The organism is Pseudomonas sp. J380, assembly GCF_009827115.1.
In the GTDB taxonomy this organism is placed as follows: Bacteria; Pseudomonadota; Gammaproteobacteria; order Pseudomonadales; family Pseudomonadaceae; genus Aquipseudomonas; species Aquipseudomonas paracarnis.
This window is the reverse complement of the sequence record NZ_CP043060.1, coordinates 4482293-4497540: the sequence shown is the minus strand read 5'-3', so window position 1 is coordinate 4497540 and position 15248 is coordinate 4482293. Positions and strand designations below refer to the sequence as shown.

The 15248-nt window shown below is 60.9% G+C and carries 14 protein-coding genes, 1 pseudogene and 1 riboswitch; of the genes and pseudogenes, 8 read left to right on the top strand and 7 right to left on the bottom strand.

The window, feature by feature from the left end; translation table 11 throughout:
• Positions 1-16 precede the first annotated feature (16 nt).
• Positions 17-424, top strand: a pseudogene (locus FXO12_RS20290) (cation:proton antiporter); the annotation flags it as partial.
• Here FXO12_RS20290 and FXO12_RS20285 read toward each other — a convergent pair.
• Together FXO12_RS20285 and FXO12_RS20280 are read right to left on the bottom strand one after the other, a co-directional pair.
• Positions 418-1305: a formate/nitrite transporter family protein gene (locus tag FXO12_RS20285; RefSeq protein ID WP_034128914.1), complete on the bottom strand. Its 888-nt coding sequence runs from the start codon at positions 1303-1305 to the stop codon at positions 418-420. The pseudogene FXO12_RS20290 and the gene FXO12_RS20285 overlap by 7 nt on opposite strands.
• A 76-nt stretch (positions 1306-1381) precedes the next feature.
• Entirely contained in the window at positions 1382-1786 is a 405-nt protein-coding gene (locus FXO12_RS20280) for an acyl-CoA thioesterase (protein ID WP_034128915.1), read from the bottom strand.
• 198 nt (positions 1787-1984) lie between these two features.
• Positions 1985-2091: riboswitch (S-adenosyl-L-homocysteine riboswitch) on the top strand.
• A 21-nt stretch (positions 2092-2112) separates the two neighbouring features.
• Between FXO12_RS20280 and ahcY the strand changes: the two genes are divergently transcribed.
• The 5 genes from ahcY (at position 2113) to FXO12_RS20255 (ending at position 8681) form a co-directional block, all read left to right on the top strand.
• Complete coding sequence (gene ahcY / locus FXO12_RS20275) at positions 2113-3522, top strand: adenosylhomocysteinase (RefSeq protein ID WP_034128916.1); 1410 nt, start codon at positions 2113-2115, stop codon at positions 3520-3522.
• Between the two features lie 178 nt (positions 3523-3700).
• Entirely contained in the window at positions 3701-4546 is an 846-nt protein-coding gene (metF, locus tag FXO12_RS20270; protein ID WP_034129073.1) for a methylenetetrahydrofolate reductase [NAD(P)H], read from the top strand.
• Between the two features lie 79 nt (positions 4547-4625).
• Positions 4626-5708 (top strand): hypothetical protein, encoded by a 1083-nt coding sequence (locus FXO12_RS20265; protein WP_034128917.1) that lies wholly within the window; start codon positions 4626-4628, stop codon positions 5706-5708.
• A gap of 63 nt (positions 5709-5771) precedes the next feature.
• Positions 5772-6575: an ABC transporter substrate-binding protein gene (locus FXO12_RS20260; protein WP_034128918.1), complete on the top strand. Its 804-nt coding sequence runs from the start codon at positions 5772-5774 to the stop codon at positions 6573-6575.
• Positions 6576-6797: 222 nt separating this feature from the next.
• Positions 6798-8681, top strand: a complete 1884-nt coding sequence (locus tag FXO12_RS20255) for a DEAD/DEAH box helicase (RefSeq protein WP_054897559.1) — start codon at positions 6798-6800, stop codon at positions 8679-8681.
• A gap of 142 nt (positions 8682-8823) precedes the next feature.
• On the opposite strand, the gene FXO12_RS20250 is transcribed toward FXO12_RS20255, so the two are convergent.
• Both FXO12_RS20250 and FXO12_RS20245 read right to left on the bottom strand, forming a co-directional pair.
• Complete coding sequence (locus FXO12_RS20250) at positions 8824-9423, bottom strand: YceI family protein (RefSeq protein ID WP_014720298.1); 600 nt, start codon at positions 9421-9423, stop codon at positions 8824-8826.
• 32 nt (positions 9424-9455) lie between these two features.
• Positions 9456-10007 carry a cytochrome b gene (locus FXO12_RS20245; protein WP_014720299.1) on the bottom strand — a complete coding sequence of 184 codons (552 nt, stop codon included), beginning with the start codon at positions 10005-10007 and terminating at the stop codon, positions 9456-9458.
• Between the two features lie 272 nt (positions 10008-10279).
• On the opposite strand from FXO12_RS20245, the gene FXO12_RS20240 reads away from it, so the two are divergent.
• Positions 10280-11686, top strand: coding sequence for an adenosylmethionine--8-amino-7-oxononanoate transaminase (locus FXO12_RS20240; RefSeq protein ID WP_034128920.1), 1407 nt, complete (start codon positions 10280-10282; stop codon positions 11684-11686).
• 137 nt (positions 11687-11823) lie between these two features.
• Positions 11824-12543: a 16S rRNA (uracil(1498)-N(3))-methyltransferase gene (locus FXO12_RS20235; RefSeq protein WP_054897560.1), complete on the top strand. Its 720-nt coding sequence runs from the start codon at positions 11824-11826 to the stop codon at positions 12541-12543.
• Between the two features lie 135 nt (positions 12544-12678).
• Here FXO12_RS20235 and FXO12_RS20230 read toward each other — a convergent pair whose 3' ends face one another.
• From FXO12_RS20230 to FXO12_RS20220, 3 genes are read right to left on the bottom strand one after another with little or no spacing between them, the layout of a single operon-like run.
• On the bottom strand, positions 12679-13581 hold the full coding sequence (locus FXO12_RS20230) for a transporter substrate-binding domain-containing protein (protein ID WP_057976498.1): 903 nt from the start codon (positions 13579-13581) through the stop codon (positions 12679-12681).
• Positions 13582-13606: 25 nt separating this feature from the next.
• Positions 13607-13957, bottom strand: a complete 351-nt coding sequence (locus FXO12_RS20225; RefSeq protein ID WP_034128923.1) for a RidA family protein — start codon at positions 13955-13957, stop codon at positions 13607-13609.
• A gap of 10 nt (positions 13958-13967) precedes the next feature.
• A complete protein-coding gene (locus FXO12_RS20220) occupies positions 13968-15209 on the bottom strand; it encodes a D-amino acid dehydrogenase (protein ID WP_034128924.1) in 1242 nt (413 codons plus the stop codon).
• Positions 15210-15248: the final 39 nt, after the last annotated feature.

Here is a 15248-nt window from a genome sequence, read left to right as displayed (position 1 = left end):
AAAAAATGCGAATGGCAAAATTTGGGAACTGCTCGATGACATGCTCAATGCCTTGCTGTTTGCGCTGATCGGCATGGAGCTGCTGCTATTGCCATTCAACTGGCTGCACGTGTTCGCGGCCAGCCTGCTGGCAGTGGCGATCCTGCTCTCGCGCCTGCTGACCGTGGCCCCGGCGATCCTGTTGCTGCGCCGTTGGCGCACGGTACCGCGCGGCACTATCCGTATCCTTACCTGGGGTGGCTTGCGCGGCGGGGTTTCGGTGGCACTGGCCTTGGCCCTGCCTCTGGGCCCGGAGCGTGACTTGTTGCTGAGCATCACCTACATCGTGGTGCTGTCTTCGATCCTGTTGCAGGGGTTGAGCATCGGCAAGCTGGTCAAGCACGTGACCCGGGACGAACCCCAGGCCACGCCTGAGCATCACTGATCCTTGTTGATCTGCTGCGGATGCCTCGGGTCCGCAGCCTTTTTACCTGGCAGGCTGCTTTCGCTGCGAACCTGCGCATGGCTGATCAACGCGAAGATGAAACTGCCGCCGATGATGTTGCCGGCCAGGGTCGGCCCGGCGAAGACCAGCCAGAAATCCTTCCATGGCAACTCGCCGGCAAATACCAGGTAGGACACTTCGGCTGAACCGACGACGATATGGGTGAAGTCACCCAGAGCCATGAAGTAGGTGATCAGAATGATGATCCACAGCTTGGCACTCTCCATCGACGGGATCATCCAGACCATGGTGGCGATCATCCAACCGGAGACGATGCCCTTGGCGAACATCTGCGCGGGGTCGTTCTCCATGACCTTGCGCCCGATCTCGAGGAAGGCCAGGTCGGTCTTGGTATCGAAGATCGGCAGGTGCAGCATCACGTATGCCACCAGCAAGGTGCCACACAGGTTGCCCACCAGCACCACTGACCACAGCCGCAACAGACGCCCGGCATTCGCCAGGGTTGGCTTGCTCATCACCGGTAGCACGGCGGTCAGGGTGTTTTCGGTAAACAGTTGCTGGCGTGCCAGGATCACCGCGAGGAAGCCCGCGCAGTAGCCGAAGCTGGCAATTACCTTGAAGGCTTCGCCCTCAGGCAGGCGTGAATTGAGCAGCCCCATGGCCATCAGTGACAAGCCCATGGTCAGCCCGGCTGCCAAGGCCGACCACCACAACGCGGCGACACTGCGCTCCAGCTCCTGGTCGCCCTGGGTACGAATGATTTCGTGCAATACCGCTGCGCGGGGCGGCTGGTTCTTGTCGACGTCCTGCTGCTCTTCCTGGGACAGGTTGGGGGTCTTGCCGTCTTCTTGCGTAGCCATGGTGATACCTGAACGGGGGGCGATGTTCAGGTACGACCTATGGTTGATGAAGAGCGTTCACTGGTCCTGCGCGGGATTACTCGCTGAGGCCGTCTTCCTGGAACTGATCCTTGACGTACTTGATCTCTGTACGGCCGTGAGGCGCGGGCAAACCGTCTTCGCCGAGGTTGACGAAGACCATTTTTTCTACCGTCAGGATGCTTTTGCGCGTGATCTTGTTACGCACTTCACAGGTCAGGGTAATAGAGGTACGACCAAACTCGGTGGCCGTGATCCCCAGCTCGATGATGTCGCCCTGGCGCGAGGCGCTGACAAAGTTGATTTCCGAGATGTACTTGGTGACCACGCGCTGGTTGCCGAGTTGGACAATGGCGTAGATGGCCGCTTCTTCGTCGATCCAGCGCAACAGACTGCCGCCGAACAGTGTGCCGTTGGGGTTGAGGTCTTCGGGTTTTACCCATTTGCGGGTGTGGAAGTTCATGGTCACTCCAAAGCGTCTTGCCAAATGATAGGCAACATCATGGCAGAGCAAGGACCCAAGCTCTATGAACCATTAGCTATCAAGCCCATGAACGATCTTCATGCCGCCGACAGAAAGGCTTGGGAAGTGCCGCTTACACGGCTATAATCGCCTCCGCTTCAAAACGGTCATCTTCGATTGATACCGTTCTCCCGCCACCTGTCCGAGGGGCGCTGCAGCAGGTTCAACCTGTCAGGCTCGGATGGGGCGTTGTCCGGCCTGGTTGCCCTGGCCTGATACTAAACGCACAACGGCGCCCATTCGCACACTACGAATGGAGGCTCTCTATGAGCGCTGTAATGACGCCTGCAGATTTCAACGACTACAAAGTCGCCGACATGTCCCTTGCTGCCTGGGGCCGTCGCGAAACCTTTATCGCCGAATCCGAAATGCCAGCCCTGATGGGCCTGCGCCGCAAGTACGCCGCTGAGCAGCCGCTCAAGGGCGCCAAGATTCTCGGCTGCATCCACATGACCATCCAGACTGCCGTGCTGATCGAAACCCTGGTTGCTCTGGGTGCCGAAGTGCGTTGGTCGTCCTGCAATATCTTCTCGACTCAAGACCAGGCCGCTGCCGCTATCGCTGCTGCCGGTATCCCGGTATTCGCCTGGAAAGGCGAGACCGAAGAAGAGTACGAGTGGTGCCTGGAGCAAACCATCCTCAAAGATGGCGCGCCTTGGGATGCCAACATGATCCTTGACGACGGCGGCGACCTCACCGAGTTGCTGCACAAGAAATACCCGCAGATCCTCGACCGCGTCCACGGCGTGACCGAAGAGACCACCACCGGCGTACACCGCCTGCTGGACATGCTGGCCAAGGGCGAGCTGAAAATCCCGGCCATCAACGTCAACGACTCGGTGACCAAGAGCAAGAACGACAACAAGTACGGCTGCCGTCACAGCCTGAACGATGCGATCAAGCGCGGCACCGACCACCTGCTGTCGGGCAAGCAAGCCCTGGTGATCGGCTACGGTGACGTGGGCAAGGGCTCGTCCCAGTCCCTGCGTCAGGAAGGCATGATCGTCAAGGTCTCCGAAGTCGACCCGATCTGCGCCATGCAAGCCTGCATGGACGGTTTCGAAGTGGTTTCGCCGTTCATCAACGGCCAGAACGACGGCACCGAAGCCAGCATCGACAAAGCCCTGCTGGGCAAGATCGACCTGATCGTCACCACCACCGGTAACGTGAATGTGTGCGATGCGAACATGCTCAAGGCCCTGAAGAAGCGCGCCGTTGTCTGCAACATCGGTCACTTCGACAATGAGATCGACACCGCTTTCATGCGCAAGAACTGGGCATGGGAAGAAGTGAAGCCGCAGGTACACAAGGTTCACCGTACCGGCGCTGGTGATTTCGACCCACAGAACGATGACTACCTGATCCTGCTGGCCGAAGGCCGCCTGGTGAACCTGGGCAACGCCACTGGTCACCCAAGCCGCATCATGGATGGCTCGTTCGCCAACCAGGTGCTGGCGCAGATCTTCCTGTTCGAACAGAAGTACGCCGACCTGTCGCCAGCCCAGAAAGCCGAGCGCCTGACTGTGGAAGTACTGCCGAAGAAACTCGACGAAGAAGTGGCCCTGGAAATGGTCCGCGGCTTCGGCGGCGTGGTGACTCAACTGACCAAGACCCAGGCCGACTACATCGGCGTGACGGTTGAAGGCCCGTTCAAGCCGCACGCTTACCGCTACTGATCGGCCTTGCTGGCGCCGGCTCTTCTGTGGGAGCCGGGCTTGCCCGCGATGCAGACGCCTCGGTGTTCCAGTAACACCGAGCGGATGCTATCGCAGGCAAGCCAGCTCCCACAGAAAGCCAGGCACCCGCATCGATTGTGTATGCCTTCCAGGCTTTCGAGTTTCCAAGGGTATGACCATGTCCCAAGACCGTCGCTACAGCTTCGAGTTCTTCCCGACCAAGACCGATGCTGGGCATGAAAAACTGATGGCAACTGCCAAGCAGTTGGCCAGCTTCAGCCCTGACTTCTTCTCCTGCACCTACGGCGCTGGCGGTTCGACCCGTGATCGCACGATCAACACCGTGTTGCAGCTTGAAAGTGAAGTCAAAGTTCCCGCCGCTCCGCATTTGTCCTGCGTGGGCGACAGCAAGGCCGACCTGCGTAGCCTGCTGACCCAATACAAAGCCGCCGGCATCAAGCGCATCGTTGCCCTGCGTGGCGACCTGCCATCGGGTATGGGCATGGCCAGCGGTGAGCTGCGCTACGCCAACGATCTGGTGAGCTTCATCCGCGAAGAAAGTGGCGATCACTTCCATGTCGAAGTAGCCGCTTACCCGGAGATGCACCCCCAGGCGCGCAATTTCGAAGACGATTTGCAGAACTTCGTGCGCAAGGCCAATGCCGGCGCCGACAGTGCGATCACCCAGTATTTCTTCAACGCCGACAGCTACTTCTACTTCGTCGAGCGTGTACGGGCGATGGGCGTGAACATCCCGATCGTGCCGGGCATCATGCCGATCACCAATTACAGCAAGCTGGCGCGCTTCTCCGACGCCTGCGGTGCCGAGATCCCGCGCTGGGTGCGCAAGCAACTGGAAGCCTATGGCGATGACGTCAAAAGCATCCAGGCGTTCGGCGAGCAGGTCATCACCGAGATGTGTGAGCAATTGTTGCAAGGTGGTGCACCAGGGTTGCATTTCTATACCCTGAACCAGGCTGAACCCAGCCTTGCCATCTGGAACAACCTCAAGCTGCCACGTTAACGCTTGACCGGTTGTACCAAGGCCCTCGTTCTGACGAGGGCCTTTGTCGTTTTACGTTACCCACGGAACCCCGCAGTCCATGAATACAGTGCCCTCGACGTCCCGCCCGCAACTGGTCTACCTGGTCTTCGGCGCCGACACCTACCATCAGGAAGCCGTATTCAGCATCGCCAGCGCACTGGCATTCCTGCAGGACACGCCGGACGCGAACATCGACATTCAGGTATTCAGCGACAACCCCGAACCCTATCGCTTGCTGCCGGTGCGCGTCCGCCCGCTGGACGAGGCCACCCGCAAACGCTGGAGCGAGCCCCACGGCTATCACTTTCGCACCAAACACGTGGTGCTGCGCCAGGTGCTGCAAGAATCCCCGGTAGCATTGCTCATCGACACCGACACCTTCTTCCATCATTCGCCCATGGCCCTGTTCGAACGCGTACAGCCCGGCACCCTGCTGTGCAACGCTTTCTACACCAAGTACGGCGACAATCACGAAAGCATCCTCTACACCGCCCTGCGCCAGCGCCTGCTGGACATGGGCGTGGCCGACGATGACATGATGACCCTCAACTCCGGCGTCATGGGCCTGACCCAACAGGATGCGCACATCCTCGACCACTCCATCGAGTTGATGGATGAACTGTTCCCCCACGCCCAGGGCGCCTACACCCTGGAAGAGTTCTGCCTGTCCATCGCCGCCTACCGTACCCTCAAGGTGCGCGAGTGCCCGGACCTGATCCACCACTACTGGAGCCGCAAACAGCTGTTCCGGGCCAAGGTCAAGGCGTGGATCGCCAAGCACGCCAGCGCGCCCACCAGTGTGCAAGCCCTGGCCGATACGCGCCAAGTCTCCTCGCACCTGCCGCGCCCGCCGCGTTTGCAGCGTTTGATGTACAAGCTGATCACCCTGCTGCTGCCCAAGCATCAGCAACAGTTCATCCGCGAGATTCTCTACGGCTGCTACGAACACGAAAACGAGTTCGACCAGGCGTGCGGCCCGGTTTGGTGGGACAAGGCCCGACAAAACCAGGAAGAACGCCAGAAGCGCCCGATTGATGCCCACCAGTTGGAACACTGGTTCGCCAACCCCGTGGTGCGTTTGATTCTGGGTGAGCGCCGGGCCGCGATCCACGAACACCTGCTGAACGCTCCCGCGAAGTAAGACCGCCCGCCAATGCGCGTGCCAGAGCTTCTCTTTCTTCGGGGAGCGTCGTAACCTCAGGGTATGCCCGTCCTCTTCAAGCTGTTGACCGCTGTGCTGTTTTCTTGCCTGAGCCTGGCCGCTCATGGCGAGAAACTGCGCATTGTCACCGAACCCTGGGCGCCCTATGTCTACGAAGACAACGGCACCATGGCCGGCCTGGATTATGAAACCACCCTGATCGTGTTCCAGCGCCTGGGGGTGGAGGTGCAATGGCAGTTCCTGCCCTGGAAGCGCTGCTTGGCGATGCTCGAGCAGGGCCACGCCGACGGCGCGCTGGATATCTTTCACAGCCAGGAGCGCGACGCGTTGCTGCTCTATCCCAGCGAGCCGTTGTCGGAAGTCGAATTTGTCTTGTTCTATGCCAACGAACGCCCTCACCCCGCCGCCACGCTCGACGACCTGCGCGGCCTGACCGTTGGCGTTTCCCCTGGCTACCTTTATGGCGACGCGTTCAGTAAGTCCAACACCTTCCAGCGCGAACCCGCCCCCAGCCATGAAGCCAACTTTGGCAAACTCATGCTGGGGCGCGTCGATATGGTGGTGACTGACCGGCGCGTGGGGCACCACGTGCTCAAGGCCCTGGGCCTGGAAGGTAAAGTCAGCCAGGCATCGGTGGTGGTCAGCCGCCAGCAGCAATTTCTTGCGGTACGCCGTGGCGCAGGCATGGACCTGCTGGTGCAACGCTTTGCCGCCGAGCTCAAGCGCTTCAAGCAAGAGCCCGCCTATGCCACATTGAGCGCCAAATATGGCCGGATGCACGAGCAAACGGCACCCATACCAGCCCCCGAACACGCCGTTGAGCAGCAGGAAAGCAGCGCGCAGTGATTGCTCTGTTATACTGCGGCCTTTCCGCCAGGCTTACGCCCGGCCGCTCGGGTCTTGAAAACGGCACCCAACCCAGCTACTGCGCAGCTTTGCAGCCCGCGCGAGCCGGTGGAGTGCCCGCCAGACGCAGCAGGACCGGACGGGGTTGCGCTCCCCTAAGCGCCATTCACGCCCGGCAAGATTATCCCTTTGGGCCAAGCCCTAACTAAAACAGGATTACTCATGTCCTTTGCTTCCCTCGGTCTCTCCGAGGCTTTAGTCCGCGCCATCGAGGCAGCGGGCTATACCGAGCCTACTCCGGTGCAACAGCGGGCCATTCCCGCCGTGTTGCAAGGTCGCGACCTGATGGTCGCGGCTCAGACAGGTACTGGTAAAACCGGCGGTTTCGCCCTCCCGATCCTGGAGCGGTTGTTTCCCAACGGTCACCCGGACAAATCCCAACGTCACGGCCCGCGCCAACCGCGTGTACTGGTCCTGACCCCAACCCGCGAACTCGCCGCTCAGGTGCACGACAGCTTCAAGCTGTATGCCCGCGACTTGAAGTTCGTCAGCGCCTGCATCTTCGGCGGCGTCGGCATGAACCCTCAGGTTCAGGCCATGTCCCGTGGCGTCGATGTACTGGTGGCCTGCCCGGGTCGCTTGCTCGACCTGTGCGGCCAAGGCAGCGTCGATTTGTCCCACGTGGAAATCCTCGTGCTGGACGAAGCCGACCGCATGCTCGACATGGGCTTTGTCCATGACGTGAAAAAGGTCCTCGCCCGCCTGCCGGCCAAACGTCAGAACCTGCTGTTCTCGGCAACGTTCTCCAACGACATCACCGCCCTGGCCGGCAAGCTGCTGCACAACCCGGAGCGCATCGAAGTCACGCCGCCCAACACCACGGTCGAGCGTATCGAGCAACGCGTGTTCCGCCTTGCCGCCAGCCACAAGCGCTCGCTGCTGGCGCACCTGATCACCCAGGGTGCCTGGGAACAGGTGCTGGTGTTCACCCGCACCAAGCACGGCGCCAACCGCCTGGCCGAGTACCTGGACAAGCACGGCCTCACCGCCGTCGCCATCCACGGCAACAAGAGCCAGAACGCGCGCACCAAAGCCCTGGCCGACTTCAAGGCCGGCAGCGTGCGTATCCTGGTGGCCACCGATATCGCCGCACGCGGCCTGGATATCGACCAGTTACCACACGTGGTCAACTTCGAGCTGCCAAACGTCGATGAAGACTATGTGCACCGTATCGGCCGTACGGGCCGTGCCGGTCGTTCGGGCGAGGCCATTTCGCTGGTCGCGCCGGACGAAGAAAAACTGCTGAAAAGCATCGAGCGCATGACCAAGCAGAAAATCGCCGATGGCGACCTGATGGGCTTCGATGCCAGCGCCGTGGAGGCCGAGAAGCCAGAAGCGCGCGAGCGTCCGGATGTGCGCAACCCGCGCAACCCACGTGGTCCGAAGGGCGATGGCCCGAACGGCGGCGGTGGTGGCGGTGGTCGTCGCGACAAAGGCAAGGACAAGGGCAAGGAAAAATCCGCGACCAGCAGCCGTGGCGAACGCCCGGCCCGTGAGCAGAAGCCCCGTGAAGGCACCCCGGCCCGCGAACAGCGCCAGCCGAGCCAGCCGCCACGCGCCGCGGCCGACCGCGCCCCGGACGAGTTCCTTGACGACGATATCGATAACTTCGGTAACCGCGTCGACTACGTGCCCCAGGCCAAACCGGCCCAGGGCCGTGGCCGTCGCCCAGGGGCTCCTGCCCAGGGCGCAGGCGCTCCACGTAGCGGCCAGCCACAGGGCGGTCGCCAGAACGCCCCGCGCAACAGCAGCGGCGGCACCACCGGTACCCCGCCTGCCAAGCGCAGCGGCCCGCGCAATGGCGCACCGCGTGACGGCCAGGCCCGTCGCGAAGATTCACGCAGCAACAACCGCCGCCCTGCCCGTGACGATCAGCCTCGCTCGTCCGAGCCTGCAGTACAAAACCCACGGGGTGGCCCGGCGCCGAAGATCATCCACAAGGAGTCGAAAGCGGATCGCTTCCCGACACCTGAGCAGTTGGATCAACTGCCAGGCCGCCCTCGTGGTGAGAAACCAGCGCTGCTGACTCGCAACCGCGAAGCATAAAAAAAACCCGTATCGTGAGATACGGGTTTTTTTTGCCTGTAGGAGCTAGCTCGCGAAGGTCGTCAACGATAACGCGGGCATCCTGGTTTAACGCGGTGTCCTTGCGGCCTTCGCGAGCAAGCTCGCTCCTACATACGAAGCATTACTTCGCTTTCACACCTTCAAACGTGATGTACAACTGCACGTTGTCAGACTGTGGACCTACGTCCATGCCGTCCTTGTTGAATTCCTTGCGGCTGATGTTGGTGGTGCCTTCGAAGCCGGCACGGTAGCCGCCCCATGGATCCTTGCCTTCGCCCAGGAACGTGGCTTTGACCAGGATCGGCTTGGTCACGCCGTGGAAGGTCAGGTCCCCGGTCACATCAGCAGTCAGCTTGCCATCAGCATTTTTGCCAGTTGGCTTGACGCTGGTGGAAACGAACTTGGCATCAGGGAATTTGCCCGACTCCAGGAAGTCCTTGCTGTTGACGTGCTTGTCGCGCTCGGCGTGGTTGGAGAACACGCTGGCAGTACGCACGTTGACTTCAATCTTGGCGTCTTCGGGCTTGGCGGCGTCAAAGCTGAACTTGCCATCCAGGTCCTTGAAGGTACCGGTGATGTAGCTGTAACCCAGGTGGCTGATTTTGAAATCGACGAAGGCGTGCTGGCCTTCCTTGTCGATCACGTAGTCAGCGGCCATCGCCGAACCTGCGGACAGCAGGGCAGAACCGATTGCCAGCGCAGCGAGTGTTTTTTTCAACATGCTTTCTATTCCTTGTGAGTCGAGGTTGAACATCAGGCTTTGCGTCCCAGCATTCGCGCAAGGGTCGCATCACGATCGATAAAATGGTGTTTCAGTGCCGCCACGCCGTGCAAGCCAGCGAAGACCACCAACACCCAGGCGAGGTACAGGTGCACCCAACCCGCGGTATCTGCCTGGTCCGGTAGACCGGAAACCACGGCAGGAATTTCAAACAGGCCAAACACCGGGATACCGACACCGTCTGCGGTGGAAATCAGGTAACCGGCAATCATCACGGCAAACAGCCCGACATAAAGAAACGCGTGCCCAAATGCGGCACCGATCCGCGTCATGCGGCTATAGCTGGCCAGCGGTGGCGGCGGCGGGCTGACCAGGCGCCAGACGATCCGTACCAGCATGATGGCGAACAGCGTGATGCCAATGCTCTTGTGCAAGTCGGGCGCATCTTTGCGCCAGGCGCTGTAGTAATCGAGTCCGACCATCCACAAGCCCAAGGCAAATAAACCGAACACCACCAGGGCTACACCCCAGTGCAGAACCATGCTGACCCAACCATAGCGGGCCGGCGAATTACGTAGCTGCATGTACTTAATCCCGTAAGAACTGTGCCCAAGACTAGCGCTTTACCTATCGAATTAAAGCGGAAAATTTTGCTTTGAAATATCGAAAAATACGATAACGAGGCTAGGCATCATAAATTAACAAGGGATTAAGACTATCCCTGGGAAACGTGACAGACCGTCCTGCATTTACCGCGAATTTCCCCACAATGGCTTGTGAGCCAAGCCACCATTGCATAGGCTTGCGCGATTGTTTCGCCTGCGCCCGCCGCAGGACCGCTTCGAGGAGATCACCGATGGGCTTGAATAACCAGTGGATGCAACGCGACCTCGCGGTGCTGTGGCATCCCTGCACCCAGATGAAAGACCACCAGCAATTGCCCCTGGTGCCCATCAAGCGCGGTGAAGGCGTATGGCTGGAAGACTTCGAAGGCAAGCGCTACCTCGATGCCGTCAGTTCCTGGTGGGTCAACGTATTCGGCCACGCCAACCCGCGGATCAACCAGCGTATCAAGGATCAGGTCGATCAGCTGGAGCACGTGATCCTCGCCGGTTTCAGCCATCAACCGGTGATCGAGCTGTCCGAACGCCTGGTCGCGATGACACCCGAAGGGCTGACCCGCTGCTTCTACGCCGATAACGGTTCGTCCTGCATCGAAGTGGCGCTGAAGATGAGCTTCCACTACTGGCTCAACCGCGGCCAGCCGAACAAAAAGCGCTTCGTCACCCTCACCAACAGCTACCACGGCGAAACCATCGCCGCGATGTCGGTGGGCGACGTGCCGTTGTTTACCGAGACCTACAAGGCGTTGCTGCTCGACACTATCAAGGTGCCGAGCCCGGACTGCTACCTGCGCCCCGAAGGCATGAGCTGGGAAGAACACTCGCGCAACATGTTCCTGGCGATGGAGCAGACCCTGGCCGAGCATCACGACACCGTCGCTGCCGTGATCGTCGAGCCGCTGATCCAGGGTGCCGGTGGCATGCGCATGTACCACCCCGTGTACCTCAAGCTGCTGCGCGAAGCCTGCGACCGCTATGGCGTGCACTTGATCCACGACGAGATCGCCGTGGGCTTTGGCCGCACCGGCAGCATGTTCGCCTGTGAACAGGCCGGCATCCGCCCGGACTTCCTGTGCCTGTCCAAGGCGCTCACCGGCGGTTACCTGCCACTGGCCGCCGTGGTCACCACCGAAGAGGTCTACAGCGCCTTCTACGACGACTACCCGACCCTGCGTGCCTTCCTGCACTCCCACAGCTACACAGGCAACCCGCTGGCCTGTGCGGCGGCGTTGGCGACGCTGGATATCTTTGAAGAAGACAACGTCATCGAAAACAACAAGGCCCTGGCCCAGCGCATGGCGACCGCCACCGCGCACTTGGTCGACCATCCTCACGTGTCCGAAGTGCGCCAGACCGGCATGGTGCTGGCTATCGAGATGGTGCAGGACAAAGCCACCAAGGCCGCCTACCCGTGGCAGGAGCGCCGTGGCCTGAAGGTCTTCGAGCACGCGCTGGAGCGCGGTGCGCTGTTGCGGCCACTGGGCAGCGTGGTGTATTTCCTGCCGCCGTATGTGATTACCCCGGAGCAGATCGACTTTCTGGCCGAGGTGGCCAGCGAGGGGATAGATATCGCCACCAACAGCAAGGTCAGTGTGGCGGTGCCCAAAGATTTTCACCCGGGCTTCCGTGATCCGGGTTGATTGCCGAAATCCTTGTAGGAGCGAGCTTGCTCGCGAAGGCATTCCAGGCGCACCGCTGCGTCGGATGTACATTTTTCGCGAGCAAGAACTAGGCGTCCCCCTCGCTCCTACATAAACAACCTCTTCAGAGAACAGACATGAGACTGTCCCGCTTTTTCACCGACACCCCGCTGAGTCTCGGTGACCACGAACTGCCCGAAGCCCAGGCGCATTACATCAGCCGTGTGCTGCGCATGAGTGAAGGCGATGCCGTGCAATTGTTCGACGGCTCCGGCCAGGAGTTTCGTGGCACCTTGCTGGAAGTCGGTAAAAAACGCGTCACCGTGCAACTCACGGATAGCTTTGCCGGCCAGGCCGAATCGCCCCTGCATATTCACCTCGGCCAGGGCCTGTCCCGGGGCGAGCGCATGGATTGGGCGATCCAGAAGGCCACTGAACTGGGCGTCAATGCCATCACACCGATCTTCAGCGAGCGCTGCGAAGTGCGCCTCAAAGACGAACGCGCCGACAAGCGCTTGCTGCACTGGCGCCAGGTGGCAATCAGCGCGTGCGAGCAATGTGGGCGCTCAACGGTGCCGGTGATTCACCCCCCGCTCTTGCTGGCAGACTGGCTCAAGCAAACCGAGGCGGATTTGAAGCTGGTGCTGCACCCGGTGGCAGAACCGATGATCAGCCACGCCAAGCCATCGAGCCTGGCGTTCTTGATCGGCCCCGAGGGTGGGCTCACCGACAATGAAGTCGAGACCGCCCAGGGCGCCGGCTACCACGCCGCTCGCCTCGGCCCGCGGGTGTTGCGTACCGAGACCGCGCCCGTCGTCGCACTCTCCGTCGCCCAACAACTCTGGGGCGACTTCTGACCTCACCCTGTAAACCCAATCAACTGTAGGAGCTGGCTTGCCTGCGATAGCGGTGGTTCAGGCAGTTAATTTACAACTGACAGACCGCTATCGCAGGCAAGCCAGCTCCTACAGTTTTATCGGGTTACCCCAGGCCTACTCCACTGGGTCACTCACCGGCTTGGCGATGATCGCTTTCAACTCGCGGGTCATCGGGAACTCCAGGTTCAAGCCCTTGGGCGGAATCGGCTGCTCGAACCAGCGCTGGTAAATCCCGTTAATCTCTCCCGAGCGGTACAGATCGCCCAGGGTTTCGTTGACCACAGCCAGAAACTGCGGGTCATCCTTGCGCACCATGCAGCTGTAGATCTCCCGCGACTGCTCCTCGCCGACGACCACCCAGTGATGCGGGTCCTTGGCCTTGGCGCGCTCGCCGTAGAGCAACGCGTCGTCCATATAGAACGCTACCGCCCGGCCAGTCTCGAGCATCTTGAACGCTTCGCCATGGTCCTTGGCGCTGATCACGAACATATTGGCTTTGTGTTCAGCGTTATAACTTTTGAGAAAGCGCTCATTGGTGGTGCCGGCAGTGGTCACCACATTCTTGCCCGCAAGGTCGGCAAAGCCTTTGATCCCGCTGTCCTTGGCCGTGAGCAACTGGCCCTTTACGTAGATAAACCCGTAGGAGAATGCCACCTGCTTCTGGCGCTCAGCCGTCACGCCGGTGGACCCGCACTCCAGGTCGACAGTGCCGTTCTGCACCAGCGGGATGCGGGTTTGGGACGTCACCAGGTTGTACTTCACCTTGAGGTCGCCCACTGCGGTTTTCTGCTGAATACGCTCGACAATCCTGTTTGCCAGGTCCACCGAGTAGCCCATCGGTTTACCACTGTTATCCCCCACGTAGGAAAACGGCACCGACGCATCGCGGTAGCCAAGGGTGATGGACTTGGCGCTGGCGATCTTGCTCAAAGTGCCCTCCAGTGGCGCTTCGGTTGCATGGGCCTGTGCGCTCAACAAAAGCCCCAGCGCGCAGCCGGTCAACAGGATTGTTTTCATTGTTATTCTCCGTGGGTCTTTGAGGTTATTTACGGACTGCAATCACGCTGATTTCCACCAGCACACTCGGCCGCGCCAGCTCTGCCTGCAAGGTAGTGCGCGTGGGCGCCATGCCTGGCGAGAGCCATGCGGACCAGACTTCATTCATCGGCGTAAAACCGGCAGCGATGTCCTTCAGGTAGATCGTCGCGTTGAGCAAGTGGTCCTTATCGCTACCCGCCTCGGCCAACAGCGTGTCGATTCGGGCCAGCACTTCCCGGGTCTGGGTAGCCACATCCAGGCCGTCGCCGGGTACCTGGCCCGACAGGAACACCAGTTCCTTGAACGTCACGGCACCGCTGAGTCGTTCGTTGCTGTTGATTCGGGTAATGGTCACGGCTGCATCCTCAAGCGGCGCGGGGCGTCAGGCCCTGCATATCAATGGAAGGGGTGCGCTGGTCGATCAATTCGGCCAGCAGTTGGCCGCTGCCGCAGGCCAGGGTAAAGCCAAGCGCGCCGTGGCCCAGGTTCAGCCACAGGTTGCGATAGCGACTGGCGCCAATCAGCGGCACGCCCGTTGGCGTGGCCGGGCGCATGCCAGCCCATTCGAGCGCGTGTGCGTAGTCAGCTGCATGGGGAAATGTCTCTACTGCCTGGCGCTTTATCAACGCCAGGCGCGAAGGCTCAAGGCCGGCATCGAATCCCACAATATCCACCATGGCCGCGACCCGTAGTTGCTCGCCGAGGCGCGCGTAGACGATCTTGCGGTCGTAGTCGGTGATGCTCACATTCGGCGCCTTGTGTTGCGGGCCAATCGGCGCGCTCAGGCTGTAGCCCTTGAGCGGGTATAAGGGCAGTGACAGCCCCGGCAGTGCCAACTCAGCGCTGCGATAACCGGCCGCCAGGACCAGTTGCTCGACTGGCATCACCTCATCACCCAGTTCGATGGCCTGCACCGCACCGCCAGCATGGCGCAGCCCGGTGACCTTGCGCCCGAGCAAGAACCTGCAACGCCCCGACGCCTCAAGCCGGGCCGCCAATTGCCGGCAAAAAGCGTGACAATCCCCCACTTCCTCGTTCGGCGTGTAGATGCCGCCGACAAAGCCACCGGCCGCCAGTGCGGGCTCCAGGCGAGCGCACTCAACAGACGACAACACCTGTTGCTGCAGGAAATTTGTGACCTTGGCGCGGGCATGTTCGAAGGTGCTGGTACTGCGAAACATCACCAGCTTGCCGTTGCGCCGCCAGTCGAAGCCGCCCAGGCGATCATCCTCGCGCCACTGCTGTAATGTGCCCTGACTCAGGGTAGCCAAGCGCAGAAGATGGGCACCGTTACGCGTGTTGACCGAACCTCGGCAAGCGCCGATAAAGGCCGCCATCCAGCGCCATTGCTGTGGGTCGAGGCGGGGTCGCAACTTCAAGGGCGAGTCGCCCCGCAGCAACCACCCGATTGCCTGCAAGGGCACGCCCGCGTCGGCCAGTGGCGCAACATAGCGATAGGACAGTTGTCCACCGTTGGCAAAACTGGTTTCGCTGCCCAAGGTGCCACGGGCATCGATCAGCGTGACCTCATGGCCAGCCCGCACCAACGCATAAGCGCTGGCCAAGCCGATAACCCCACCGCCGATGATGCAAACCTGCCTGGCCATCCCAGCCCCCAACCGTTGATTAAGAGCGCTCAGCGTAGA